Source organism: Pseudomonas abietaniphila, from assembly GCF_900100795.1.
In the GTDB taxonomy this organism is placed as follows: Bacteria; Pseudomonadota; Gammaproteobacteria; order Pseudomonadales; family Pseudomonadaceae; genus Aquipseudomonas; species Aquipseudomonas abietaniphila.
This window is the reverse complement of sequence record NZ_FNCO01000006.1, coordinates 279,388-303,362: the sequence shown is the minus strand read 5'-3', so window position 1 is coordinate 303,362 and position 23,975 is coordinate 279,388. Positions and strand designations below refer to the sequence as shown.

Sequence of the window (23,975 nt, the reverse complement as noted above, 5' to 3'; positions counted from 1 at the left end):
AAAAGTCGAGCGGTAACTGTATACAAAGAATCCTATAAATTAGTTACAGAGTGCTACAGGGCTTATTCTGCGCAGGCTGTAGGAATTTTCCTTGCGAGCATCAGAAACAACGGTGGGAGCAGGTTCATTCTCGAGACGTCAGTTCAGCCAGCAGTCAGTCACCGGCCGTCGTACCGTATCGCGAATGAATTCGCTCCCACAGGAATCATCGATTTCGTCGGTTAGCCGGTGATTCCCAACATGCTTTTCGCCAGTGCCTCGGCAATTCGAATCCCGTCGACACCCGCCGACAGGATGCCGCCTGCATAACCGGCGCCTTCACCGGCCGGGAACAGTCCTTTGACGTTGAGGCTCTGCATGTCCGCGCCACGGGTGATGCGCAGCGGCGAAGAGGTGCGGGTCTCGATACCTGTCAGGACGGCGTCGTGCTGCGAGAAACCTTTGATCTGCTTGTCGAACGCCGGCAACGCTTCACGAATGGCTTCGATGGCGAAGGCGGGCAGGGCGTCGGCCAGGTCGGTGAGTTTCACGCCGGGCTTGTAGGACGGCTCGACGCTGCCCAGTTCGGTCGATGCCTTGCCAGCAATGAAATCACCCACCAGTTGCGCGGGCGCCTCGTAGCTCTCGCCGCCCATGATGTAGGCGTGGGACTCCAGACGTTCCTGCAGTTCGATACCCGCCAGCGGGCTGCCCGGATAGTCTTCGTCAGGCGTGATACCGACCACGATGCCCGAGTTGGCATTGCGCTCGTTACGCGAATATTGGCTCATGCCGTTGGTGACGACGCGGTTCGGTTCGCTGGTGGCCGCGACCACGGTGCCGCCTGGGCACATGCAGAAGCTGTACACCGAGCGACCGTTTTTGGCGTGGTGCACCAGTTTGTAATCCGCGGCCCCGAGTTTCGGGTGGCCGGCGTATTTGCCCAGGCGCGCGCGGTCGATCAGACCTTGCGGGTGCTCGATGCGGAAACCCACCGAAAACGGCTTGGCTTCCATGTACACACCACGGCCGTGGAGCATGCGGAACGTGTCGCGGGCACTGTGGCCCAGCGCGAGGATCACGTGCCGCGAATCAATACGCTCGCCGCTGTCGAGCACCACGCCCTGCAACTGACCATCCTCGATCAGCACATCAGTTACGCGTTGTTCGAAACGCACTTCGCCACCCAGTGCTTCGATCTGCTGACGCATGTTTTCCACGACGCCGGTCAGGCGGAACGTGCCGATGTGCGGTTTGCTGACGTAGAGAATTTCTTCCGGCGCACCGGCCTTGACGAACTCGTGCAGCACCTTGCGACCGTGAAATTGCGGGTCCTTGATCTGGCTGTAGAGCTTGCCGTCGGAGAAGGTGCCTGCGCCGCCTTCGCCGAACTGCACGTTGGACTCGGGGTTGAGGATGTTTTTACGCCACAGGCCCCAGGTGTCCTTGGTCCGCTGACGGACCTCTTTGCCACGCTCAAGAATGATCGGCTTGAAACCCATCTGGGCCAGCAACAGCCCGGCGAAGATGCCGCAAGGGCCGAAACCGACCACCAGCGGGCGTTCGTTGAGGTCCGCTGGCGCATGACCGACGACTTTGTAGCTGACGTCGGGCGCGGCCGTGACGTGCTTGTCGTGGCTCAGGCGCTTGAGCAGGGCCGCTTCGTCGCGAACCTGAAAATCGATGGTGTAGATGAACTGCAGTTCGGTGGATTTCTTGCGCGCATCGTAGCTGCGCTTGAACAGGGTGAAATCCAGCAGCTCGTCGCTGTCGATGCCCAGGCGTTGCACGAGCGCAGGGCGCAGTGCGTCATCCGCATGGTCGAGCGGCAGTTTGAGTTCGGTGATTCGTAACATTGAAAAGTCCGGTTTCGGGCCGCAGGGTCGGCCCGGCAGCGCTACAAGAACCGGCGATTATAAGCCAGATTGCAAGGTGAGCGTTGACCGGAGCGACGACGTAAGCAACACATCGCCCGTTCAGGCGTGCGCAAGTCCGAACGTCGGCGCTTGCTTGCCCGCGATCACGCTATGCCCTCGACGATTCGCGTGCAGACATACTCTGATCGCGGACAAGCGCGCTCCTTCAAGAGACGTGGACTATTAATCGTTGCGCATCGCCCCGAAATACGCACACCCGCGCTGTACCTTGCCGTTGACGCGCAGCTCGGCCGTCAGATGCTGCACAGAACCGTTCACCGTATCGACGCAACGCTGCGGGGCAACGTACAGCTCGACATGCTGATCATTGGCGTCGGTGATCAGGTTGAAACGGCCTTCGGGCATCTGCTCCTCCATATAAGGCACCGCAAATTCGTCTTGGCCTTCACGTTCCAGCACCATGCCTTTGCCGCTGGCATTGAGGTTCCATTTCGGACCGTTGCCGCTGGCATGAATGGTCAGGCGCTTGAAATTGGGGTCTTCACAGGCATTGCCCGGACGCTCGACGCGGTACAGCTGATAGACGTCAGCCTGACCGTCGCTGCCTTGCGCCTTGCTGGCGACGAAGTTGCCGCGCACATCAGCGAACGCCTTGCCGCTTTTGTCCACCACCGAAGCGGCTTCCTGCAGGATGCCGGTATTGCCTTTGTCGGTCACCGCGTAGCGGCGTTGCTCGCTGCACGGCTGAAAGAACAGCTTGCCGCCGTCGCCGCTGAGCGTGCCCTGCATGCGCAGCATCCCGGCCGTGGAGACTGTGCTGTCGGAGGAGGGCGAAGGGAGCAGTTGGCAGCCGGCGAACACTGGCAGCAAGGCGAACATCAGGACGGAACGAGCAGCGAACATGTGGCGGGTCTCCAGACAAGTGCCGCCACGTTACTCAGGCTGCTCGCTCATCACAAGAGGCGATTAACCGACGTGATAGGTCTGTCCGGTTTGCAGCCCCTCAACGCTTTTCGCATAGGCCAGCGCCACATCGGCGCCCGACACGGGTTTAAAGCCGCGGAAGTAAGGCGCGTAGCTGCCCATCGCTTCGACCAGTACGTTCGGGCTCACCGAGTTGACCCGCATCCCGCGCGGCATCTCGATGGCGGCAGCACACACAAAGGCGTCGATGGCGCCATTGACCAGGCTGGCGGAGGCGCCGGTCCGGATCGGGTCGTGGCTGGTAATGCCGGTGGTGAAGGTGAACGAGGCGCCGTCATTGGCGAACTCGCGACCGATCAGCAGCAGGTTGACCTGCCCCATCAGTTTGTCACGCAGGCCCAGGCCAAAGGATTCCTCGGTCATCTCGTCCAAAGGGGCGAACGTGACGTTGCCTGCTGCGCAGATCAATGCGTCAAAAGGACCTGTCCGTTCGAACAGTTTGCGGATTGATGCGCTGTCACTAATATCGACATGCTCGTCACCGCTGTTACGGCCAATGCGAACGATGTCATGGCGTGGCGCCAATTCCTTCTCGATCGCTGAGCCGATGGTTCCGCCAGCGCCAATCAATAGAATCTTCACGTTGCAGTCCTTCTCGTCAGTGGATCAGGCGTTCAGTCTCTACCGCCTTTTCCCACAGATAAATGGGCCAAACGGCAATCCCGGTTTGTCAGAAAGGAAACAATCATGAGTGAAATGGACGACCTCGCGGCGTTTGCCATGCTGGTGGAAGCCAACAGCTTCACCCTGGCCGCGCAATGGCTGGACACCAGTACCAGCCAACTGTCCAAACGCATCAGCAAGCTGGAAAAAAGTTACGGCGTGACGCTGCTGCACCGCACCACACGCAGCCTGACCCTGACCTCGGCCGGGGCGATTCTGCTGCCTGAAGCCCGTGCGCTGCTGGCCCAACGGGATCGGGTGCGAGACGCCATGGCGTACCTCAGCGAGAGCCTGGTGGGCACGGTGCGCCTGACGGTACCAGTGTCATTGGGCGAGACGTTTTTCGAGGGGCTGCTGACAGAGTTTTCGACAACCTATCCCGATGTGCAGGTGGAACTGGACCTGAACAACCAGTTCCGCGACATGCGCCGCGACGGGTTCGATCTGGGTATTCGCTCCAGTGTGGGAATTGATGAGCGGCTGGTGGCGAAGCCGCTGTTGTCGTTGCAGGAGCTGACGTGCGCGAGCCCCGACTACATCGCCCAGCACGGCGCGCCGCAGACGCCGGATGAGCTGCGAGTGCATCGCTGTCTGTTGAACAGTCACTACGCCGGTCGTGAAACGTGGGGCTACCACCAGAATCACGAAGTGACGAGGGTGAAGGTGCGGGGCACGTTTGCCAGCAATCACTACGGTCTGCTGAAGAGGGCTGCGCTGGTAGGCGCGGGGATTGCGCGGTTGCCGTCCTATATGGTGCATAACGAACTGGATCAGGGGCGGTTGGTGTGGTTGCTCCGGGATTATCAGACGCCGGTTTCGTCGTTGTATCTGGTGCATCCGTTCGAAGGGCATCTGCCGAGAAGGATTCAGGTGATGGCTGATTACCTGACGCAGTGGTTTGAGCGGAGTACGGCGGCGTTGGAGAGGCTTTGAATGTCCGAACGAGGTTTTTATGGGGATAGGGGTTTGGTTCTGGGTGTATATCCGTTGCTGCGGTAACGGCTGCTTAGGGTTCCGCTCTTACAGCGGGTCACTTTTGGCAAAAGCGCCCGGAATGCCGGCCCAGCCAACAGTAACCAAAAACGCTTTGCTCCTGGTTGGGTCCGACTTCGTCGGATTCCCGCACTCCGACGACGCTCCGTGGGCCCGCGCCGAACGGACATCCATGTCCTGACGGCGCTCTCGCGGCATCCATGCCGCTCGACCCACTCCGCGTCGTCTACGTTTGGCCTGCACCCAAGTCGCGTTTTGTGGTGTCTGGACTGACGAGGCAGGAAAATCAAAAGCAAAGGCAGCCGCAAAACAAGTGTCATGGATATCCGCTGTGCTTTTGATTCTGCCGAAGGCGTAGGAGCGCGCTTGCCCGCGATCTGCCGGGAACCGGCAGCAAACCCGGTGCATGCGGTGTATCAGGTACAACCGAGTCGCTTGGTTTCGCTACCGCTGCGCGGCAGATCGCGGGCAAGCGCGCTCCTACGGCCTCCGGCCAGAATCAAAAGCAGACCGGTTATTCGCAACGCTTGCTTCGTACGCTCCGCGTGGGAAGATCAAAATCCCTTTGCTTTTGATCTTCCTGCCTCGCCAGTCCAGACACCGCCCAACGCGACTTGGGTGCAGGCCAAACGTAGACGACACGGAGTGGGCCGAGCGGCATGGATGCCGCGAGAGCCGCCCCCCGCCATGGATGGCGGATGGCGGCGGGCCCACGGAGCGTCGTCGGAGTGCGGGAATCCGACGAAGTCGGACCCAACCAGGAGCAGGGCACTTTTGGTTACTTTTGGTGCCTTTTCAAAAGTGACCCGCTGTAAGAGCGGAACCCTAAGCCGCCGTTACCGCAGAAATGGATATACCCCCAATCCCAATCCCAATCCCAATCCCAACCCCCAATAAAAAAGGCCCCAAAAAAGGGGCCTTTCCACGATCTTCCAAAACGCCAGAGAGCAGGGGAATCACCCCCCCAAATACGCATCCCGCACTTTTGGATCAACCAGCAACTCAGCCCCCGAACCCTGCATCACCACCCGGCCGTTCTCCAGAACATACGCACGGTCAGCAATCTTCAGCGCCTGGTTGGCATTCTGCTCAACCAAAAACACCGTCACACCATCACGACGCAGCTGTTCGACAATCTCGAAAATCTGCTGAATGATGATCGGCGCCAGACCCAGCGACGGCTCGTCGAGCAACAGCAGCTTGGGCTTGCTCATCAGTGCGCGACCGATGGCGAGCATTTGCTGTTCGCCGCCGGACATGGTGCCGCCGCGCTGGTTGAAGCGCTCTTTCAGGCGCGGGAACAAGGCCAGGACCTTGTCCATCTGTTCCTGATAATCGCCTTTATCGGTGAAGAACCCTCCCATGGCCAGGTTCTCCTCCACGGTCAGGCGGGCGAACACGCGACGGCCTTCCGGCACCACCGCGATGCTCTTGCGCATGATCACCGACGACTCCAGGCCCACCAGTTCTTCACCCATGTAACGGATGCTGCCGCTGTGCGCGCGCGGCGAACCGCAGAGGGTCATCAGCAGGGTGGACTTGCCGGCACCGTTGGCGCCGATCAGGGTCACGATCTCACCCTGTTGCACATCGATGCTGACGCCGTGCAGCGCCTGGATCTTGCCGTAGAAGGTGGAAACGTTGTCGAACTGCAGCATTTACGCTTCCCCCAGGTAGGCTTTGATCACTTCAGGATTGTCACGGATCTGCTCGGGCGTGCCGTCGGCCAGAGGCGTGCCCTGGTTGATCACCACGATGTGGTCGGAAATGCTCATGACCAGCTTCATGTCGTGCTCGATCAGCAACACGGTGGCGTTGTGCTCGTTACGCAATACGCCAATCAGTGCCTTCAGGTCTTCGGTTTCCTTGGGGTTCAGACCGGCAGCCGGTTCGTCGAGCATCAGGATGCGCGGACGGGTCATCATACAGCGGGCGATTTCCAGGCGACGCTGCTGACCGTAGGCCAGCGTACCGGCAGGGCGGTTGGCGAAGGCTTTGAGGTCAACCGCTTCGAGCCAGTGCTCGGCGTACTCCATGGCCTCGCGTTCGCTCTTGCGATACGACGGGGTCTTGAACAAACCGGACAGGAAGTTGGTGTTGAGGTGACGGTGCTGGGCGACCAGCAGGTTCTCGACGGCGGTCATTTCCTTGAACAGACGCACGTTCTGGAACGTGCGCACGACGCCCTTGCGAGCGATCTCGTGACCGGCCAGCCCTTGAATCGGTTCGCCGTCGAGCAGGATGGTCCCCGCCGTCGGCTTGTAGAAACCCGTGAGGCAGTTGAACACGGTGGTCTTGCCGGCGCCGTTAGGGCCGATCATCGACACCACCTGTTTCTCGTTCACGGTCAGACCCACGCCGTTGACCGCCAACAGGCCGCCGAAGCGCATGCTCAAGCCCGAGGCTTGCAGAAGTGGACGGCTCATCAGCGTTCCCCTTTGAGTTTCATGACGGGACGCTGCATTGGCAGGAAGCCCTGAGGACGCCAGATCATCATCAGCACCATCAAGGCGCCGAAGCCCAACATCCGGTATTCGCTGAATTCGCGGAGCAGTTCAGGCAACAGGATCATCACCACGGCGGCGAGAATCACGCCCAGCTGCGAGCCCATGCCGCCCAGTACCACGATGGCGAGGATGATCGCCGACTCAAGGAACGTGAACGATTCCGGGGTGATCAGGCCTTGGCGTGCGGCAAAGAAGCTGCCAGCGAAACCGGCGAATGCCGCACCGAGGGTAAACGCGGAGAGCTTGATCACCGTAGGGTTCAAGCCCAGTGCACGGCAGGCAATTTCGTCTTCGCGCAGGGCTTCCCACGCGCGACCGATCGGCATGCGCAGCAGGCGGTTGATCACGAAAAGCGCCAACAGCGCCAGCAGCAGGGCGATCAGGTAAAGGAAGATCACCTTGTTGATGGAGTTGTATTCCAGGCCGAAATACTCGTGGAAGGTCTGCATCCCTTCGGCGGCCTTGCGCTCGAAGCTCAGGCCGAACAGCGTCGGTTTTTCGATGTTGCTGATGCCGTTCGGGCCGCCGGTGATGTCGGTCAGGTTACGCAGGAACAGACGAATGATTTCGCCGAAACCCAGCGTCACGATGGCCAGATAGTCGCCGCGCAGACGCAACACCGGGAAGCCCAGCAGGAAGCCAAAGGTCGCAGACGCCAAACCGGCCAGCGGCAGGCAGATCCAGAAACCAAAGCCGAAGTAGTGCTGCAACAGGGCGTAGGTGTAGGCGCCGACGGCATAAAAGCCAACGTAACCCAGGTCCAGCAGGCCCGCCAGACCGACCACGATGTTCAGGCCCAGGCCGAGCATCACGTAGATCAGGATCAGCGTGGCAATGTCCACCGCGCCGCGGGAGCCGAAGAACGGCCAGACCAGGGCGGCGACAACGACCGCGCCGAGGAACCAGCGCTGCGTCGATGGCAGGGTCAGGAAGTTGCTGGCCTTGTCCGACACCAGCTGCTTCTGCGGGCGTGAACGCCACATGGCGCTGATCTGCTCATTGAACAGCACGCGCAGGAACATCAGCAGCGCGGCGGCGAAAATCACCAGCACCGTGGTGGTGCTTGCACCGACGACTGCCAGGTTGACCCCGACGATGTCCAGTTTGAGCCCGAGGATCGGGTAAGCGACGGCCAGTACCAGCACTGCGCTGAAGAGGGCCGATTTGAGATTCCTGGTCATACTTTTTCAACCTCCGGACGGCCGAGCAGGCCGGTTGGCCGGAACAACAACACCAATACGAGAAGACCGAACGCCACCACATCCTTGTACTGGTCGCCGAAAATGTCGGCACCGAACGCTTCAGCCACACCCAGCACCAGACCGCCGAGCATCGCGCCCGGGATACTGCCGATACCGCCCAGTACCGCTGCGGTGAAGGCCTTGATGCCGACGAGGAACCCGGCGTTGGGGTTGATCACGCCGTACTGCATGCTCAGCAGTACGGCAGCGACCGCCGCCAGCGCCGCACCGATGACGAAGGTCAGGGCGATGATGTTGTTGGTATTGATACCGAGCAGGTTGGCCATCTTGATGTCCTCGGCACAGGCGCGGCAGGCGCGACCCAGGCGGGAGCGGGAGATGAACCAGGTCAGACCGAGCATCGCCACCAGGGTAACGATGAAGATCAGGATCTGCATGTACGAGATCACCACTTCGTGCGTGCTGCCGGGGCCGAAGACGAAGTTGCCGGGGATCAGGTTGGGGATCGATTTGTCCTTGGAGTCCTGCGACAACAGCACGGTGTTCTGCAGGAAGATCGACATACCGATTGCGGAAATCAGGGGGATCAGACGGTTGCTGCCGCGCAGCGGACGGTAGGCGACCCGTTCGATGGCGTAACCATAGGCGCTGGTCACCACGATACTGGCGACGAACGCAGCCGTGATCAGCAGGGGCAGGTTGTCCATACCAAGCATGGTCAGGCCCGCCAGGGCGATGAACGCCACGTACGAACCGATCATGTACACCTCGCCGTGGGCGAAGTTGATCATGCCGATGATGCCGTAGACCATGGTGTAGCCGATGGCAATCAAGGCGTAAGTGCTGCCAATGGTCATGCCATTAACCAGCTGTTGAAGAAAGTGATAGAGGTCTATCGACATTGCGGAGTGCTCCTAAAAACCTGCCTGGTGTTTCACTGGTGAAGTCTTTTTCCCGCTCGCGCGTCGTGATCTACGTCCGCGTTCGGCACGAGCCCAGTGATTCACTGGTGCGGTTTCAAGATGTTCAGGTGTCTGGACTCTTGTGAAATCCATCCCCCCTCGTAAAACAAAGCCCACTGCGGTTGCAGTGGGCTTTGGGGCAATACTGGGCGTGTGATTACTTCACAGGGGCTTCAGTCTTGGTGCCATCTTTGTGCCAGGTGTAAACGACGAATTTGAAGTCTTTCAAGTCACCCTTGGCGTCGAAAGACAGATCGCCGGTAGGGGTCTTGAAGGTACCGGCGTGAATGGCGGTTGCCACTTTGGCGGTGTCTTCGGACTTGGCGGTCTTGATACCTTCGGCGATGACTTCAACAGCGGCGTAGGCCGGGAACACGAAAGGACCGCTCGGATCTTCTTTCTTCGCTTTGAATTCCTCTACCAGCGCCTTGTTGGCCGGGTCCTGGTCGAAAGATTTCGGCAGGGTCACCAGCAGGCCTTCGGACGCGTCCTGAGCGATCTGCGAGATCGAAGCGTTACCCACGCCTTCCGGACCCATGAAGCCGGCTTTCAGGCCTTTTTCCTGTGCTTGACGCAGGATCAGACCCAGCTCTGGGTGGTAGCCGCCGTAGTACACGAAATCGACGTTAGCCTGTTTCATCTTGGCGATCAGCGAGGAGAAGTCCTTGTCGCCGGCGTTGATGCCTTCGAACAGGGCGACTTTCACGCCGTCTTTTTCCAGGGTCTGTTTAACGGCAGTGGCGATGCCTTCACCGTACTGCTGTTTGTCATGGATGACCGCAACGATCTTCGGCTTGACCTGCTGGGCGATGTAGTTGGCAGCGGCCGGGCCTTGTGCACTGTCCAGGCCGATGGTGCGGAAGATCATTTTGTAACCGCGAGCAGTGATTTCCGGGCTGGTGGCAGCCGGAGTGATCATGATGATGCCTTCGTCTTCGTAGATGTCGGACGCTGGCTGAGTGGAGCTGGAGCACAGGTGACCGACCACGAATTTCACGCCGTCGTTGACCACCTTGTTGGCGATCGCGACCGCTTGTTTAGGGTCACAGGCGTCGTCGTATTCAACGGCTTCGAGTTTCTTGCCATCAACGCCGCCTTTGGCGTTGATGTCAGCGATTGCCATTTTGGCACCGCTGAACTGCATGTCGCCGTATTGGGCAACAGCACCGGTCTTAGGGCCGGCGATACCGATCTTGATGGTGTCAGCTGCGAACGAATGGCTGGCAACCCCCGCCAGAACCAGTGCGGCAAACAGCTTGGAAATCTGATTAATACCCTTAGTCATGATGCTCCACTCTTGCGTTGTAGTTTTTATAATCCTGACGGCCAGAAGCTGCAGGACCGGATTGATTTACCCAGGCCACACCCCCAGCAACTGTACCGGAACAGTTTAGAGCGCCGGTCGAGCGCTTGAAAAGCTGGCTGCAGGGGGCAAAACCTGTTGATGTCGCTTAATCGAAAGAAAGATACACAATCAAGCCGGTCTATCGACGAACCGGGTCGTTCAATCTATCGGCCTGAGCGAAGTTCTCTGCAATCAATCACTTGAATCCGGGTTTGTCGGTCGGTAAGGCGGCGGTATCATTACGCCGATTTTCCAAACGGTGAAACCCATGACGCAAGAACCTAGCACCCTCTATGCCAAACTGCTTGGCGAAACGGCTTCGATCACGTGGAAAGAATTGCAACCTTTCTTTGCCAAGGGTGCCCTGTTGTGGGTCGAGCCTTCGCAGGATTTGATCGCGGTCGCCGAGGCATTTGCCGAGAACGCCGAGGCGAAAGTCGCGGCGTGGCTGGGCACGGGGGAGGTCGGGAAGGTCTCTGAATCAACGGCTCTGGACTTGCTGGAGCGCGACCCGCCGTTGTGGGCAGTCGTAGTTGCGCCTTGGGTGTTGATCCAGGAAAGGGCGTGAGGGTTTTTGGCGCGCTGATTTGGTGCGAACAATGATGGCAAAGTGGGTAGGGCAGTAACTGGTGGCGTGGGGATGGGTAGCGGAAAGTGCCATTGATATCTCCCTTACGCCACTCTCACCTTTAGGAGCGTGGCTTGTGTCTGGGCCGCATCCGGACGATCTGGCGGGAACCGGCAGCTAGACCTGTGCATACGGGGTGACAGGGAGAATCGAGTCGCTTGGTTTTGCTACCGCTGCGCGGTAGATCGTCCGAGTGCGGCCCAGAGCAAGCGCGCTCCTACGGCCTCCGGCCAGAATCAAAAGCAGACCGGTCATTCGCAGTGCTTGCTTCGTGATCCTTCCCACGCTCTGCGTGGGAATGCCTGCCAGGACGCTCGGCGTCCAAGTCGACGCGGAGCGTCAATCGATGCGTTACCACGCGGAGCGTGGGAACGATCAATCAGAAGCTACCGACGCGGTCTGTCAGGCCGTGGCACGTTGCAACAAATGTAGGAGCGCGCTTGCCCGCGAATGCGCCCGAAGGGCATCAATGTAGCGATTCCAACCCGAGACCCAGCGATCTCAAGCCATATACCCCGTCTTCCCCGTGTGCTGATTCAGCGAAATCACGCGCGTCTTGCCAATCCGGTGACGGTAAATCTCTCTCAGGTACTTCACCGCTTTCTTCACGCTCTCCCGCGAAATACGAATGTCGTTGATCGAGATGAACCGTGATTTGTCATCGATCAACTCACGGTATTTCTTCTCATACATCGGCTTGATCGCGTACCAGTTGGTGTCCAGGATCTTCGCCGGGTTCTCGTATTCGTTGAGCAGATCGTCGATCCGGCCCTCGTCGAATTCCTCGCTCATGATGAAATCCAGAATCGAATTATCCAGCGTGTCATCGAAGCGATACGGTTGCTTGGCGAAGCAGCGCTTGATGAACGCCACGATCAAGGTCAGGAAATCATCCGACAGGCACGGGCTTTTCGCGATCAGGGTTGTCAGCGACAGGTTGGCCGACGCGCCGATAACCAAGGCGTAACGCTTGAGCGTGGTGTTGGGGAACAGGCTGTTGAGGTGCGTCTTGAGCCGGTTCAGGTCCATGTACGACAGCTTGTAGTCCTTGGGCAACGAGACGATCGACACCACGGACGAGCAATTCTTGAAGAAGTGGAGGTCGTGCAGCGCGGCGGCGTCGTACCCCGACGACTTGTATTGCTCCAGTGCCGCGCGATAGCGGCGCGATTCGATCGGCAGCAAGCTGATGCCTTCGATGGCCTGGGTCATCTTGTTGAAGTGCGGCAGGTCGATGGAGCGGAAGAACAGGTCGTCGATGTCCAGGCGTGGCTGCTCTTTTTCGAACAGCTTGAGCTTGTCGGAACCCGCTACTGGCGTTTCCGGCACCACCGATTCGGCGTAGGCAATGGCCACCGGGCCGGCAAGGCTCATGAACAGATCGTTGGCGTCCAGGCGAATGGTTTCGCCGATGTCGATGCCGGCCCGACGGAAATAGTTCTGGTCGTAGTCGGTGGTCACCGCCTGCGCCGTCAGAATGTTGAAGATCTGTTGTGAGATGTACTGGTTGGCGTGACGCTCCATGGCGTTGACGTCGATGTTCTCGATGGTGCCGTCATCGCTTTCTTCGGCGTAGCGCATGATGTCGTTGGAGATCAGCATCATCGCGTTCCATGGGCGAATACGGCCCATGACGCTGGCCTCGCTGCTGTCTTCATTCTCGAAGTTGTATGAAAAGTCCCATTCTTCCGCGAGGTACTTGCACAGCAAGCGACCGGCGTTGATGTGCAGGGCTTCGGACATTTCACTGCGGTGATCGGAAATGTTCGGCAGCACGCAGATGCCGCTGGTGAAGATCGGTTCGAACACGAATGAGCGGCCGCGCTTGCCGTCGTTTTCGCTGGCGGGCTTGGTGTCGAAGGTCTTGTTCATGTACGAGAACTGCTGGGCCAGGCCGAATTCCGAAGCCATGCCCGAGCCCGTACCGCCGCCGGCGCTGAAGATGTAGAAATACAGGCGCGACTGGTTGGCTTTGATGCCGCAGGAGTCGATCAGGTACGAGTGAATCAGTTTCCAGTCAGCACTGGAGAAGTGCTCGGTGTCTTTGTTGAGGATGATCTTGGCCAAGTACTGACCCAGGATCGGCGCGTTACCGGCGCCGCCTGCATGGACCTCGGACAGGTCCATGATCTTCATCTTGCTGTAGTCCTTGATGAAACCGCTTTTTTCACCTTTGCGTGAGAAGCGGATCCGCCCCGCGATGTCCTTGTCCAGGTCGCCGAGCATCACCAGCGGTTCGACCAGAAACACCGGTTTGCTCGATTTGTTCTGCACCAGACGCAGGTTGTTGCGAATCCAGCGAGCCGGGCTATAGCCCTTGTCGTCCCGCAGGCGATCGTCGTTGTTCAGTTGGTTCAGGTAGAACGTGCGCGCGTTGTAGACCAGTTCGGCCACATCCAAAGCGATGTTGGAACCGCACCGTCCCAGGCCAATCAGGCAAACCGAGGGAAACTGCTGATCACTGCGGTTTTCCGCCTCTTCGAAATGCATCGATGGCGGGAACACCATGTCGCGCAGTCCGTCGAGGTTATCGAGGATGCGGTCGGTATCGGTTTCCGTGAAGTAAAGGTACGACTGTGCAGGGACAGGCTCAGGACGGTAGTGCCCTTGGGGCACAACGCTGTGCTCGGTAAGTACGGTCTGCAGAAGTTCGGATACAGCGCCTGCTGCCTCGGTTTTATTGTTCATCGCACGCCATGCCTGAAGGAGGGCGCAGGAATGTCATCGCGCCATCACCAAAATGAAAACCCGACTGTACAGCGGGGTATCGACGGCGAGCGATAGGGCCGAACCCTAGCGCCGCCTAAGGGAATCCCTCGGATGATCGGCGACGAACGGTCTTTCTTGAGTGCGTGAAGGCTCAATGTCGCGGGGTTGTGGGACAGATCACAGTTACCCGGCGGGTTCAGCACGCGAGGCTTTGGTGAACCGGTCCGTGTGTGGATCACTGCTGTCGGTCAGGCCCAACGGATTGACCGGTCCCTGGACGGCCAAGTTCACCGCTTCGAGCATGGTCGTCGAGGGCCACAGGCCGGCGGGTCGACTCAGGTTGAGCTGCTGTACCAGCGGCCTCAGGTTGCTCAGGGGCGCTGGTTTACTGAACAGATAACCCTGCACGTAATCGCAGCCGTACTGACTGAGGAATTCCAGCTGCGCGGGCGTTTCGACGCCTTCGGTGACGACCTTGAGGTGCAAGGTGTGGGCCATGAGAATGATCGCCTGAACGATTTCCATGTCCTGCGGCGATTTCGGGATGTCGATGATGAACGAACGGTCGATCTTGACCGTGTCCAGCGGCAGGCGCTTGAGATAGGCCAGCGAGGAATAGCCTGTGCCGAAGTCGTCGATGGACAGCCCGACGCCCAACGCGCGAATCTCCTGGAGCAGCAGGATGGTGTTGCTGATATTGCCCATCAGCGCATTCTCGGTCACCTCCAGTTCCAGGCGATGCGGCGCGACGTTGGCTTCCCGTAGCGCACTGGACACCTCATCCACGAGTTCGTCCCGCGCCAGATTCAGGGCAGAGCAGTTCACTGCAATCACCAGCTTCTCGAACCCGGGTTCGGTCAGTAGCCCCAAGTCTCGGCAGGCCCGGCGCAGGACCCAGTTGTCGAGTTCGGCGATCAAGCCATTGTTTTCCGCGATGCCGATAAAGCGATCCGGCGTCAGCAGGCCATGGATCGGATGTTCCCAGCGCACCAACGCTTCGAACTTGGCGACATGGCCGGTGCGCAGGTCGACGATGGGTTGGTAGTAGAGCTGCAGGCCGTTTTCCTCCCGCAACGCGGCGCGCAGTTCTTCTTCCAGATGCAATTCCAGGCTGGCTTTGGTCTTGAGGTTGGCGCTGAAGAAATGAATGCTGTTGCGGCCATGTCCCTTGGACTGATAGAGCGCCAGGTCGGCGTGCTTGAGCAGTTCTTCCGAGGTGTCGCCGTCTTGCGGGTACAGGCTGATGCCGATGCTGGTGGTCATGACCATCCGCCGCCCCGACAACGCGATGGGTTCTTTCATCTTCTGCATCACACGTTGCGCCAGATGCTGGGCTTCATCGGTGTTGTGCAGCGCGATCAGGATGCAGAACTCGTCGCCGCCAAATCGGGCGACCACATCATGGGCGCGGGTCGCGCTGCGGATCCGCTCGGCGATCACCTTGAGGAGCTCGTCGCCGGCATCGTGGCCGAGGCTGTCGTTGATGCGCTTGAAGTGGTCGATGTCGAGAAACATCACCGCCAGCATGCCCTCCGTCAACTTCCGCTCCATCAGACGCTCGGCAAAGATCTGGTTGAAGCCGCGACGGTTGATCAGGTTGGTCAGCGCGTCGTAGTGCGCGACCTGCTGCAAGGAGACCCGTGCCTGATCGAGCTGGCTGAGCAGGGCGTTGACCCTTCGCAGATCGCGTTCCTTGGCTTGCAGTTTTTTATCGGCCAGCGCCGCGCTGACGCTGCCGGCGATGATCAGCAGGACGATCAGGGCGATGGTCAGGCTCAAGTGCAGGCTGTTGTCGGTCGACGGGCCTTGCAATGGCAGGTCGGCGGGCACCATCAGGTGCAGCGCCCACATGCCCATGAAATGGGTGCTGACGATGCCCGCGCCGAGGACCAGGCTTGCGCCGTATTTGAGCAATTGGTGAAACATGCCGCTGCCCTGGCGCAGATGAATGGCCAGGACCAGCGCGGCGAGGCTGCTGGCGACAGCGATGATGATCGACGCCGCGAAGCGGACCGGTTCGTAATAATGCGTGGCGCTCGAGCGCATCGCAGACATGCCCACGTAGTGCATGGCGGTGATGCCCAGACCGATGCACAACGAAGCGAACAGGTACTGAGCCGCGCGTAAATGAGGGTGGCTCAGCGCTTCCATCGCGACCATGCCGGAGATCAGAGCGATCCCCAATGAGGCGATCGTCACCGGAAGGTCGTAGTGCATTTCGAGCGGGGTCTGAAACGACAGCATGCTGATGAAATGCATCGCCCAGATGCCGACCGCCAGACACAGGGCGCCTAACGCCCGCCAGCGAATCCTGGCCCGACGGTTGTCAACGTGTCCGACCCGCTCGGCAATGTCCAGGGTCGCAAAACTGGCCGAGCAGGCAACCAGATAGGCGAGGACGATGAGCAGAGGGTTATGGCTGCATTCCAGCAGCATCCGGGCATCCGCCGGTACAGAGGGTAAAAAATGCAGCCCCAGCCAATCCATAGCACGCTCCATGTGTCAACGGCGGGTAACCTCAGTCTGGGTAACTGATGGCACTTTGCGATGAATTATAGAGGCGGCAGGTTTTAAAACAGCCCTCTGGAGACGGACGTACCAATTTTTTTGAAATAACGTCAATAGCCAAATGTTCTAAGCGACGCAGGCAGCATCGGCAAGTAGCGGCCATGTTTCTGGGGAAACGGTTGGCTGGACGATGGCCGCCAGCCCGAACGCCGCCCGGGCAGCGTCGCAGTCCGGGTTGTGCAGGCCGTCGGTCCACGAGGCTTCGAACTCTCTGCAGGTGCTGGAGCGCTGTTCGTAGATCGAGCAACGGGTGCCTGTTCCAACGTCACCCTCAAGCGCGGTGCAGCGCACGGATTTGCAGTCGGTTCCCAACATCGCCACGCGGCTGGGGCTGATGCTGCTTACCAGCTCATCGGGGACGGTTCCACCGGCCGACGCGCATTCACCCCAAAAAAAAGACACACGAAAGTGTGAACAGCAGGCACCACAATTCAGGCACGGACTGGCTTCGGACATGGACATTAACCGAGGGGAATGAGTCGGGAAGGGGGATGGATCGGCGGGCTATTCTAGGCTTTCCATGGCGGCTGGGAAGTAGGCCGAAAAAATATTTCTGGATATGTATGACGCTTGAAATCCGCAGGCATCAGGGGGAAGCCTGATCGTAGGGAAACGCCCGTGCGATGGGCCCATATCAGCCTTGCGAATGATCAAAGACAGGTTCGACATCCCTGACTAGATTTCCATTTCCCGGCTTGATGGTGTCTGGCCCAACAAAAACAATAAAGAGATCGACACATGGATCATTCGACTCAGGCAGCGAACGCGTGGCGCATTCTGTTCCTGCTGTTTCTGGCCAATCTGTTCAACTTCTTCGATCGCACCATTCCCGCGATCATCATCGAGCCCATCCGCAAGGAATGGCTGCTGAGCGACTTCCAGCTCGGCATCATCGGTACGGCGTTTACCCTGGTCTACGCCATCGCGGGTTTGCCCCTGGGGCGCATGGCGGACAACGGTTCACGCCGCAAGCTGATGGGCTGGGGGCTGGCGGTATGGAGCGGCCTGACAGCAGTGAATGGCCTGGTCGGTAACTTTTGGGCGTTCCTGTTGGTGCGCATGGGCGTGGGGATTGGAGAAGCAAGCTACGCGCCTGCGGCAAACTCGCTAATCGGCGACCTGTTCCCTGCGCACAAGCGGGCGCGGGCGATGGGGATCTTCATGCTCGGCTTGCCGTTGGGCCTGTTGTTGGCGTTCTTTACCATCGGTGCGATGGTCAAGGCGTTCGACAGTTGGCGCGCGCCGTTCTTCATTGCCGCCGTACCGGGTTTGCTGCTGGCGGTGTTCATGTTCTTCATCCGTGAGCCCGCCCGCGGGGCGGCGGAAAGCGTGGCGGTGTCGCAGGAGAAAATCGACCGGCCAATCCGTCGTGTGTTGTCGATTCCCACGTTCCGCTGGCTGGTGCTGGCGGGTCTTGCCTTCAATTTTTCAACCTACGCGTGTAACTCCTTCATGGTGCCGATGCTCCAGCGTTACTTCCTGCTGCCGCTACAGGACGCCGCGATGGCCACGGGGATTATCGTCGGTGTGACCGGGCTCGTGGGTTTGACCGTGGGCGGCTGGATCGCTGACAAGCTGCATCAGCGATTTGCCAACGGCCGGCTCATGTTCGCAGCGTTGAGCATGGCCGTCGCGAGCCTGTGCACCGGCTATGCCCTGCACGCCGGGCGTATCGAGATCGGCGTGTTTGTGGGCGTGTTCAGCGTTGGCTGGTTGTTTTCCTACAACTTCTATACCTGCGTTTACACCGCGATTCAGGACGTCGTGCAGCCCAGGCTGCGAGCCACCGCGATGGCGCTGTTCTTTGCCGGGCTTTACCTGTTGGGTGGCGGTCTGGGGCCGGTGGTGGTGGGCTTGCTGTCCGATCACTTTGCGCATACGGCGATGAACGCGGCGCAGGTGGAGCAGATGACCGAGGCATTCAAGGCGGTTGGCCTGCATGACGCGATGTACCTGATCCCGGTCGCGTTGTTTTTCGCGCTGGTGTTTCTGGTGCGGGCGTCGAAGTGCTTCAGTCGCGATGCGCAGCGGATGCGCGAAGGGATGGTGGCCGATGAGCCGGTGGGGCAGGGGGTGAAGCCGTCGGTGGCGTGATTTTCCGGTTTTCTACGGACCTGTAGGAGCGTGGCTTGTCCCGCGATCGACCGGGAACCGGTCGCAAAACCTGTGAGTGCGGTTTACTTGATACTGCCAAGGTGTCCGGTTTTTACTGCTGCTTCGCAGCAGATCGCGGGACAAACCACGCTCCTACATATTGGTATTCGCCGCTTCATCTGCGGCGAAGCGGTTTAACCCGCGACCAACACCCGAATCGCTTCCAGCCGCAGCGCCGCTTTGTCCAGCATCGCCAGACCCTGCTCACGCTGCTCGCGCAAGGCAGTCAGTTCGCTATCACGAACGGTTGGGTTGACCGCTTGCAGGGCGGTCAGACGTGCCAGCTCTTCGTCGGTGTCAGCGGCCAGCCGACGCTGTGCCTCTGCCACGCGTTCGGCGTGTTTCGGGGCGATCTTGCTTTCGGCGGCGGTGATTTGCGGGTTGAGCACGTCACGCTGGGCCTGGATGAACTTGTTGGCGCTGGCACGCGGAACGCTTTCCAGCTGATCGTTCAGGGTGGTGAACGAGACACGGCCCGACAGGTCGTTGCCGTTGCCGTCCAGCAGGCAGCGCAGGGCGGCCGGTGGCAGGTAACGACCCAGTTGCAGCGAACGCGGGGCGACCACTTCACTGACGTACAGCAGCTCAAGCAGCACGGTGCCGGGTTTCAGCGCCTTGTTCTTGATCAGCGCGACGGCGGTGTTGCCCATCGAGCCGGACAGCACCAGGTCCATGCCGCCTTGCACCATCGGGTGTTCCCAGGTGATGAACTGCATGTCTTCGCGGGACAGCGCCTGGTTGCGGTCGTAGGTAATGGTCACGCCTTCGTCGTCACCCAGCGGGAAGCTGGCGTCGAGCATCTTCTCGCTCGGCTTGAGGATCAGGGCGTTTTCCGAATGGTCTTCGCTGTCGATGCCGAAGGCGTCGAACAGGGTTTCCATGTAGATCGGCAGGGTGAACTGATCGTCCTGCTCAAGGATGGCCTCGACCAGGGCTTCGCCTTCACCGGCGCCGCCTGAGTTGAGTTCCAGCAGGCGGTCGCGGCCGGTGTGCAGCTCGCTTTCCAGACGCTCGCGCTCGGCACGCGCTTCGCTGACCAGTGCTGTCCAGTCGTCATCATCGCCGCCTTCGAGCAGCGGCAGCAGGCGCGGGCCGAACTGATGTTGCAGCGCGTTGCCGGTCGGGCAGGTGTTGAGGAACGCGTTGAGCGCTTCGTGATACCACTGGAACAGGCGCTCTTGCGGGCTTGTTTCCAGATAGGGCACGTGCAGTTCGATGATGTGTTTCTGGCCGATACGGTCCAGACGGCCGATACGCTGTTCCAGCAAGTCCGGGTGCGCAGGCAGGTCGAACAACACCAGATGATGGGAGAACTGGAAGTTGCGGCCTTCGCTGCCGATTTCCGAACAGATCAGTACCTGTGCGCCGAACTCTTCATCAGCGAAGTAAGCGGCGGCGCGGTCACGTTCCAGGATGTTCATGCCTTCGTGGAACACGGTGGCCGGGATGCCGGAGCGCACGCGCAGTGCGTCTTCCAGGTCCATGGCCGTTTCGGCGTGGGCGCAGATCACCAGCACTTTGACGCGTTTGAGCATCTTCAGGGTGTCGATCAGCCAGTCGACGCGCGGGTCGAAACGCCACCAGCGTTCTTCCTCGCTGGTTTCGCCCTGGGCCTGGAAGCTGACTTCCGGGTACAAGTCGGCGTGTTCGCCCATCGGCAATTCGAGGTATTCGGCCGGGCACGGCAGTGGATAAGGGTGCAGCTTGCGCTCCGGGAAACCCTGCACGGCGGCACGGGTGTTGCGGAACAGCACGCGGCCGGTGCCGTGACGGTCCAAAAGTTCGCGAATCAGACGCGCGCTGGCTTCGGTGTCGCCATCGGCCACGGCGCCCAGCAGTGCTTCGCCTTCGGCACCCAGGAAACCGTGAATGGTCTTGTGCGCTTTCGGCGAGAGGCGGCCTTGATCGAGCAGTTCCTGAACGGCTTCGGCGACCGGGCGATAGTTTTCGCTCTCGGCGCGGAACGCGTGCAGGTCGTGGAAACGGTTCGGGTCGAGCAGGCGCAGACGGGCGAAGTGGCTGTCCTGTCCCAGTTGCTCCGGCGTTGCGGTGAGCAGCAGCACGCCAGGAATCACTTCGGCCAGTTGCTCGACCAGCGAGTACTCCGGGCTGGCCTTTTCTTCATGCCAGACCAGGTGGTGGGCTTCGTCGACGACCAGCAGGTCCCAGCCGGCGGCGAACAGCGCATCCTGCGCCTTCTCGTCATCGACCAGCCACTCCAGCGACACCAGGGCCAGCTGGGTGTCTTCGAACGGGTTGCTGGCATCGCTTTCGATGAAGCGCTCGGCGTCGAACAGCGCCACCTGCAGGTTGAAACGGCGGCGCATTTCCACCAGCCACTGGTGCTGCAGGTTTTCGGGAACCAGGATCAGCACGCGGCTGGCGCGGCCTGACAACAGTTGGCGGTGAATCACCAGACCGGCTTCGATGGTCTTGCCCAAGCCCACTTCGTCGGCCAGCAAAACACGCGGCGCGATACGGTCGGCCACTTCACGGGCGATGTGCAACTGGTGCGCGATCGGTTGGGCACGCACACCGCCCAAGCCCCACAGCGAGGATTGCAGCTGACGGCTGGTGTGCTCCAGCGTGTGGTAGCGCAGCGAGAACCAGGCCAGCGGGTCGATCTGACCGGCGAACAGGCGATCGCTGGCCAGGCGGAACTGAATGAAATTCGACAGTTGGGTTTCCGGCAGGGTCACCGGCTGGTTCTGCGCGTTGAGACCGTGATAGACCAGCAGGCCGTCGACGTCGTCGACTTCGCGCACGGTCATTTTCCAGTTCTCGAAGTGGGTGATCGTGTCACCCGGCGAGAAGCGCACCCGCGTCAGCGGCGCATTGCGCAAAGCATACTGGCGGGTGTCGCCAGTGGCCGGATAGAGCACGGTCAACAAGCGGCCGTCCTGTGCCAGAACGGTGCCTAAACCCAGCTCGGCTTCGCTGTCGCTAATCCAGCGTTGCCCCGGTTGATACTGCTGCGCCATGCTGCCTGACTCCCGCCTTGAAAAAGCCGACTATGGTAACGGAACAAGCCGCCCAGGCCAAAGCCACAATGTAAAAACGCCCGTATTTATTGGGTTTGTGGCTGTGGGCTAGCACTTGTTGCGAAAAACATAGTCCAAACTTCCTCTTCCAACGGCTCAAGTCGACGAAACGGCAGCCGACAGCTTGATAACAGGAGACCATTACCATGCTGCCACCGCTGATTCCCTTGAGTGCAGCCCCCGTGACTGCGCAGCAGGACCCGGTCAAGCCCACCCCGGACATTCCGCCCGTTACGCCCGTGCAGCCGAGCTCCAGCGAAAGCACAATCAACATGGGCGAGCGCGATCCCGAGCAGGCCCTGTTGCTGCTGCGCGAAGAACAGCGCCGACAGCAAAGGCGTCGGCGTGACCGCCGCACCGCCGATCGTCATCCCGATCTGGCTGAAGACACCCCGAACGAGCCTCAGCACGCGGGCCCGGCCATGCCCGGGGATTATCTGAACGCCGACAACACCGTCCCGGTCGTGCCGATCATCGATGACGAGCCGCGCCAGGGCTTGTGGGTGGATTTGAAAGTCTGAGGTGCTGGTCAGCGCCGCCGGGATTACGCATTATTGTCGCCATTGGGCATTCGAGAGCAGCACGCCATGAGCGATGACGAAAAACTGGTAGACCTGAGTGTCGAGCGCGCCAAGCGTGTTCACGACCTCAATGACAAACGGCTCAACGAAGTGCGTCAGGCCTTCGAGCAGGCGATGCCGCTGGGCAAGGGCAAGAAAAAGCCGAAGAGCAAGCCGAAAAAACGCTAGACCTCCTTTCTTATTGTTCCCGTCGATCCGCTGCGCGGTCATGCGCAGCGGCATTGACCTGGGTCAACACTCTCTTTTTCGCCTCTGGTTAATCTGCACCCATCGAACAGGGTTACGGCAGGAGGGGCGCTTATGTTTCTCGATCATGCGGTGATAGCCGGTGTGATGACGGTGATGTTGATGCTGAGCTTTTTTGCAGGCTTGGGATTGTTCATCTGGAGAGACTCGAGCCACAAAGGCGGCAAGGGCTGAGTCTTTCTTATAAAAAGAGCACGCAAGGCATTTTGGGCAACTTCGGTTGCCCATTTTTTTGTGCGTTTTTTTTGGTTGGCGTAGAGGCGTTCAGGTCGGGTGTATATCCCTTGTTTTTGGTGGCGCGGATTACGGTTCCGCTCTTACAGCGGGTCACTTTTGTAAAAGCGACAAAAGTTACCAAAAACGCTTTGCTCCTGGTTGGGTCCGACTTCGTCGGATTCCCGCACTCCGACGACGCTCCGTCGGCCCGCGCCGAACGGACATCCATGTCCTGACGGCGCTCTCGCGGCATCCATGCCGCTCGACCCACTCCGCGCCGTCTGCGTTTGGCCTGCACCCAAGTCGCGATTTGTGGTGTCTGGACTGACGAGGCAGGAAAATCAAAAGCAAAGGCAGTCGCAACACAAGTCATGGATATCCGCTGTGCTTTTGATTCTGCCGAAGGCGTAGGAGCGCGCTTGCCCGCGATCTGCCGGGAACCGGCAGCAAACCCTGTGCATGCGGTGTGTCAGGCATGATTGAGTCGCCTGGTTTTGCTACCGCTGCGCGGTAGATCGCGGGCAAGCGCGCTCCTACAGTGGAGAGTGGAATGCGGGAAATGGATGCACGAACCAAGAAAGCGAGGAGCGTTAGCTCCAGCCCGCGTTGCCCTTGTACGCGACGGTTCAGGCACCACCAAACGCGACTTGGGTGCAGGGTGAACGCAGGCGGCGCGCCCACGGAGCGTCGCCGGAGAGAAGGAACCCGACGAAGTCGGGCCCAACCGGGAGCCTGACCTTGGTTACTTGGGGTTATCAAGTAACCCGCCGAAGGCGGAACGCTTCTGCCGTTAGGCAGAACACGATCAGCGCAACAAAAAATCAGCCAACCGTAATCGTCGGCAACTCAGCCAGACTCACCGTCTGCACCTTACGCGGCGCCAGAATCTCGGCCTCGCCATCCACCACCAACTCATCGTTCTGGTTAAAAACCCGTGTCGCGATCCGCACCCGAAACTTCGGCAGTTTTTCCAGAATCTCCAAACGCACCGTCAATGTATCGCCAATCTTCACCGGCTTCTGAAAGCTCATCTGCTGACCCAGATAAATCGTCCCCGGCCCAGGCAGCTCGCAGGCCACGGCGGCACTGATCAACGCGCCACTGAACATGCCGTGAGCGATCCGATCCTTGAACATGCTCTTGGCCGCGAACTCCGCATCCAGATGCACCGGGTTACGGTCGCCGGACATCTCGGCAAACAGCTGGATATGGCGTTCTTCGACCGTCTTGCTGTAGCTGGCGGTCTGGCCGACTTCAAGGGCTTCGTACGGCGTGTTGGTGACTTCGGTCATGTTGCTGTCCTGTGACATGAAAATGAAA

General features: G+C 59.8%; 19 protein-coding genes. 6 read left to right on the top strand and 13 right to left on the bottom strand.

Features of this window, described 5'->3' with window-relative positions; genetic code table 11:
- Positions 1–221 precede the first annotated feature (221 nt).
- The 3 genes from BLS87_RS14175 to BLS87_RS14165 all read right to left on the bottom strand — a co-directional run bounded on the left by BLS87_RS14175 (position 222) and on the right by BLS87_RS14165 (position 3,422).
- Positions 222–1,835, bottom strand: a complete 1,614-nt coding sequence (locus BLS87_RS14175) for an NAD(P)/FAD-dependent oxidoreductase (protein WP_074753110.1) — start codon at positions 1,833–1,835, stop codon at positions 222–224.
- Between the two features lie 243 nt (positions 1,836–2,078).
- Entirely contained in the window at positions 2,079–2,759 is a 681-nt protein-coding gene (locus BLS87_RS14170; RefSeq protein WP_074753109.1) for a COG3650 family protein, read from the bottom strand.
- Positions 2,760–2,822: 63 nt separating this feature from the next.
- Entirely contained in the window at positions 2,823–3,422 is a 600-nt protein-coding gene (locus BLS87_RS14165) for a short chain dehydrogenase (RefSeq protein ID WP_074753108.1), read from the bottom strand.
- Between the two features lie 105 nt (positions 3,423–3,527).
- Here BLS87_RS14165 and BLS87_RS14160 point away from each other — a divergent pair, with 105 nt between their 5' ends.
- Complete coding sequence (locus BLS87_RS14160; RefSeq protein WP_074753107.1) at positions 3,528–4,436, top strand: LysR family transcriptional regulator; 909 nt, start codon at positions 3,528–3,530, stop codon at positions 4,434–4,436.
- A gap of 1,016 nt (positions 4,437–5,452) precedes the next feature.
- Here BLS87_RS14160 and BLS87_RS14155 read toward each other — a convergent pair.
- The 5 genes from BLS87_RS14155 to BLS87_RS14135 form a co-directional block, all read right to left on the bottom strand.
- Positions 5,453–6,154, bottom strand: coding sequence for an ABC transporter ATP-binding protein (locus tag BLS87_RS14155; protein WP_062387842.1), 702 nt, complete (start codon positions 6,152–6,154; stop codon positions 5,453–5,455).
- Positions 6,155–6,922, bottom strand: coding sequence for a high-affinity branched-chain amino acid ABC transporter ATP-binding protein LivG (gene livG, locus BLS87_RS14150; RefSeq protein ID WP_074753106.1), 768 nt, complete (start codon positions 6,920–6,922; stop codon positions 6,155–6,157).
- Positions 6,922–8,184 (bottom strand): high-affinity branched-chain amino acid ABC transporter permease LivM, encoded by a 1,263-nt coding sequence (locus BLS87_RS14145; protein ID WP_074753105.1) that lies wholly within the window; start codon positions 8,182–8,184, stop codon positions 6,922–6,924. The genes livG and BLS87_RS14145 overlap by 1 nt, the downstream gene beginning before the upstream one ends.
- On the bottom strand, positions 8,181–9,107 hold the full coding sequence (gene livH / locus BLS87_RS14140; protein WP_074753104.1) for a high-affinity branched-chain amino acid ABC transporter permease LivH: 927 nt from the start codon (positions 9,105–9,107) through the stop codon (positions 8,181–8,183). Before livH ends, BLS87_RS14145 begins: the two co-directional genes overlap by 4 nt.
- A gap of 217 nt (positions 9,108–9,324) precedes the next feature.
- A complete protein-coding gene (locus tag BLS87_RS14135) occupies positions 9,325–10,452 on the bottom strand; it encodes a branched-chain amino acid ABC transporter substrate-binding protein (protein ID WP_074753103.1) in 1,128 nt (375 codons plus the stop codon).
- Positions 10,453–10,780: 328 nt separating this feature from the next.
- Between BLS87_RS14135 and BLS87_RS14125 the strand changes: the two genes are divergently transcribed.
- Complete coding sequence (locus tag BLS87_RS14125; RefSeq protein ID WP_074753102.1) at positions 10,781–11,080, top strand: DUF2288 domain-containing protein; 300 nt, start codon at positions 10,781–10,783, stop codon at positions 11,078–11,080.
- 561 nt (positions 11,081–11,641) lie between these two features.
- Here BLS87_RS14125 and BLS87_RS14120 read toward each other — a convergent pair.
- From BLS87_RS14120 to BLS87_RS14110, 3 genes are all read right to left on the bottom strand, one after another.
- Complete coding sequence (locus BLS87_RS14120) at positions 11,642–13,828, bottom strand: hypothetical protein (RefSeq protein ID WP_074753101.1); 2,187 nt, start codon at positions 13,826–13,828, stop codon at positions 11,642–11,644.
- A 204-nt stretch (positions 13,829–14,032) separates the two neighbouring features.
- Complete coding sequence (locus BLS87_RS14115) at positions 14,033–16,336, bottom strand: putative bifunctional diguanylate cyclase/phosphodiesterase (protein ID WP_074753100.1); 2,304 nt, start codon at positions 16,334–16,336, stop codon at positions 14,033–14,035.
- A 147-nt stretch (positions 16,337–16,483) separates the two neighbouring features.
- Positions 16,484–16,873, bottom strand: a complete 390-nt coding sequence (locus tag BLS87_RS14110) for a YkgJ family cysteine cluster protein (RefSeq protein WP_074753099.1) — start codon at positions 16,871–16,873, stop codon at positions 16,484–16,486.
- A 282-nt stretch (positions 16,874–17,155) separates the two neighbouring features.
- Between BLS87_RS14110 and BLS87_RS14105 the strand changes: the two genes are divergently transcribed.
- Positions 17,156–18,511 (top strand): spinster family MFS transporter, encoded by a 1,356-nt coding sequence (locus BLS87_RS14105; protein WP_074753098.1) that lies wholly within the window; start codon positions 17,156–17,158, stop codon positions 18,509–18,511.
- 194 nt (positions 18,512–18,705) lie between these two features.
- Here the strand turns inward: BLS87_RS14105 and rapA are convergent, their stop codons facing one another.
- Positions 18,706–21,552: an RNA polymerase-associated protein RapA gene (gene rapA, locus BLS87_RS14100; protein WP_074753097.1), complete on the bottom strand. Its 2,847-nt coding sequence runs from the start codon at positions 21,550–21,552 to the stop codon at positions 18,706–18,708.
- Positions 21,553–21,758: 206 nt separating this feature from the next.
- Here rapA and BLS87_RS14095 point away from each other — a divergent pair, with 206 nt between their 5' ends.
- The 3 genes from BLS87_RS14095 to ccoM all read left to right on the top strand — a co-directional run bounded on the left by BLS87_RS14095 (position 21,759) and on the right by ccoM (position 22,613).
- Positions 21,759–22,133, top strand: coding sequence for an aspartate-semialdehyde dehydrogenase (locus BLS87_RS14095; RefSeq protein WP_074753096.1), 375 nt, complete (start codon positions 21,759–21,761; stop codon positions 22,131–22,133).
- Positions 22,134–22,199: 66 nt separating this feature from the next.
- Positions 22,200–22,361, top strand: coding sequence for a hypothetical protein (locus tag BLS87_RS34165; RefSeq protein ID WP_167362062.1), 162 nt, complete (start codon positions 22,200–22,202; stop codon positions 22,359–22,361).
- Positions 22,362–22,493: 132 nt separating this feature from the next.
- Complete coding sequence (ccoM, locus tag BLS87_RS34930) at positions 22,494–22,613, top strand: cytochrome c oxidase subunit CcoM (RefSeq protein WP_279616213.1); 120 nt, start codon at positions 22,494–22,496, stop codon at positions 22,611–22,613.
- Between the two features lie 863 nt (positions 22,614–23,476).
- Here the strand turns inward: ccoM and BLS87_RS14090 are convergent.
- Positions 23,477–23,947: a MaoC family dehydratase gene (locus BLS87_RS14090; RefSeq protein ID WP_074753095.1), complete on the bottom strand. Its 471-nt coding sequence runs from the start codon at positions 23,945–23,947 to the stop codon at positions 23,477–23,479.
- Positions 23,948–23,975 lie beyond the last annotated feature (28 nt).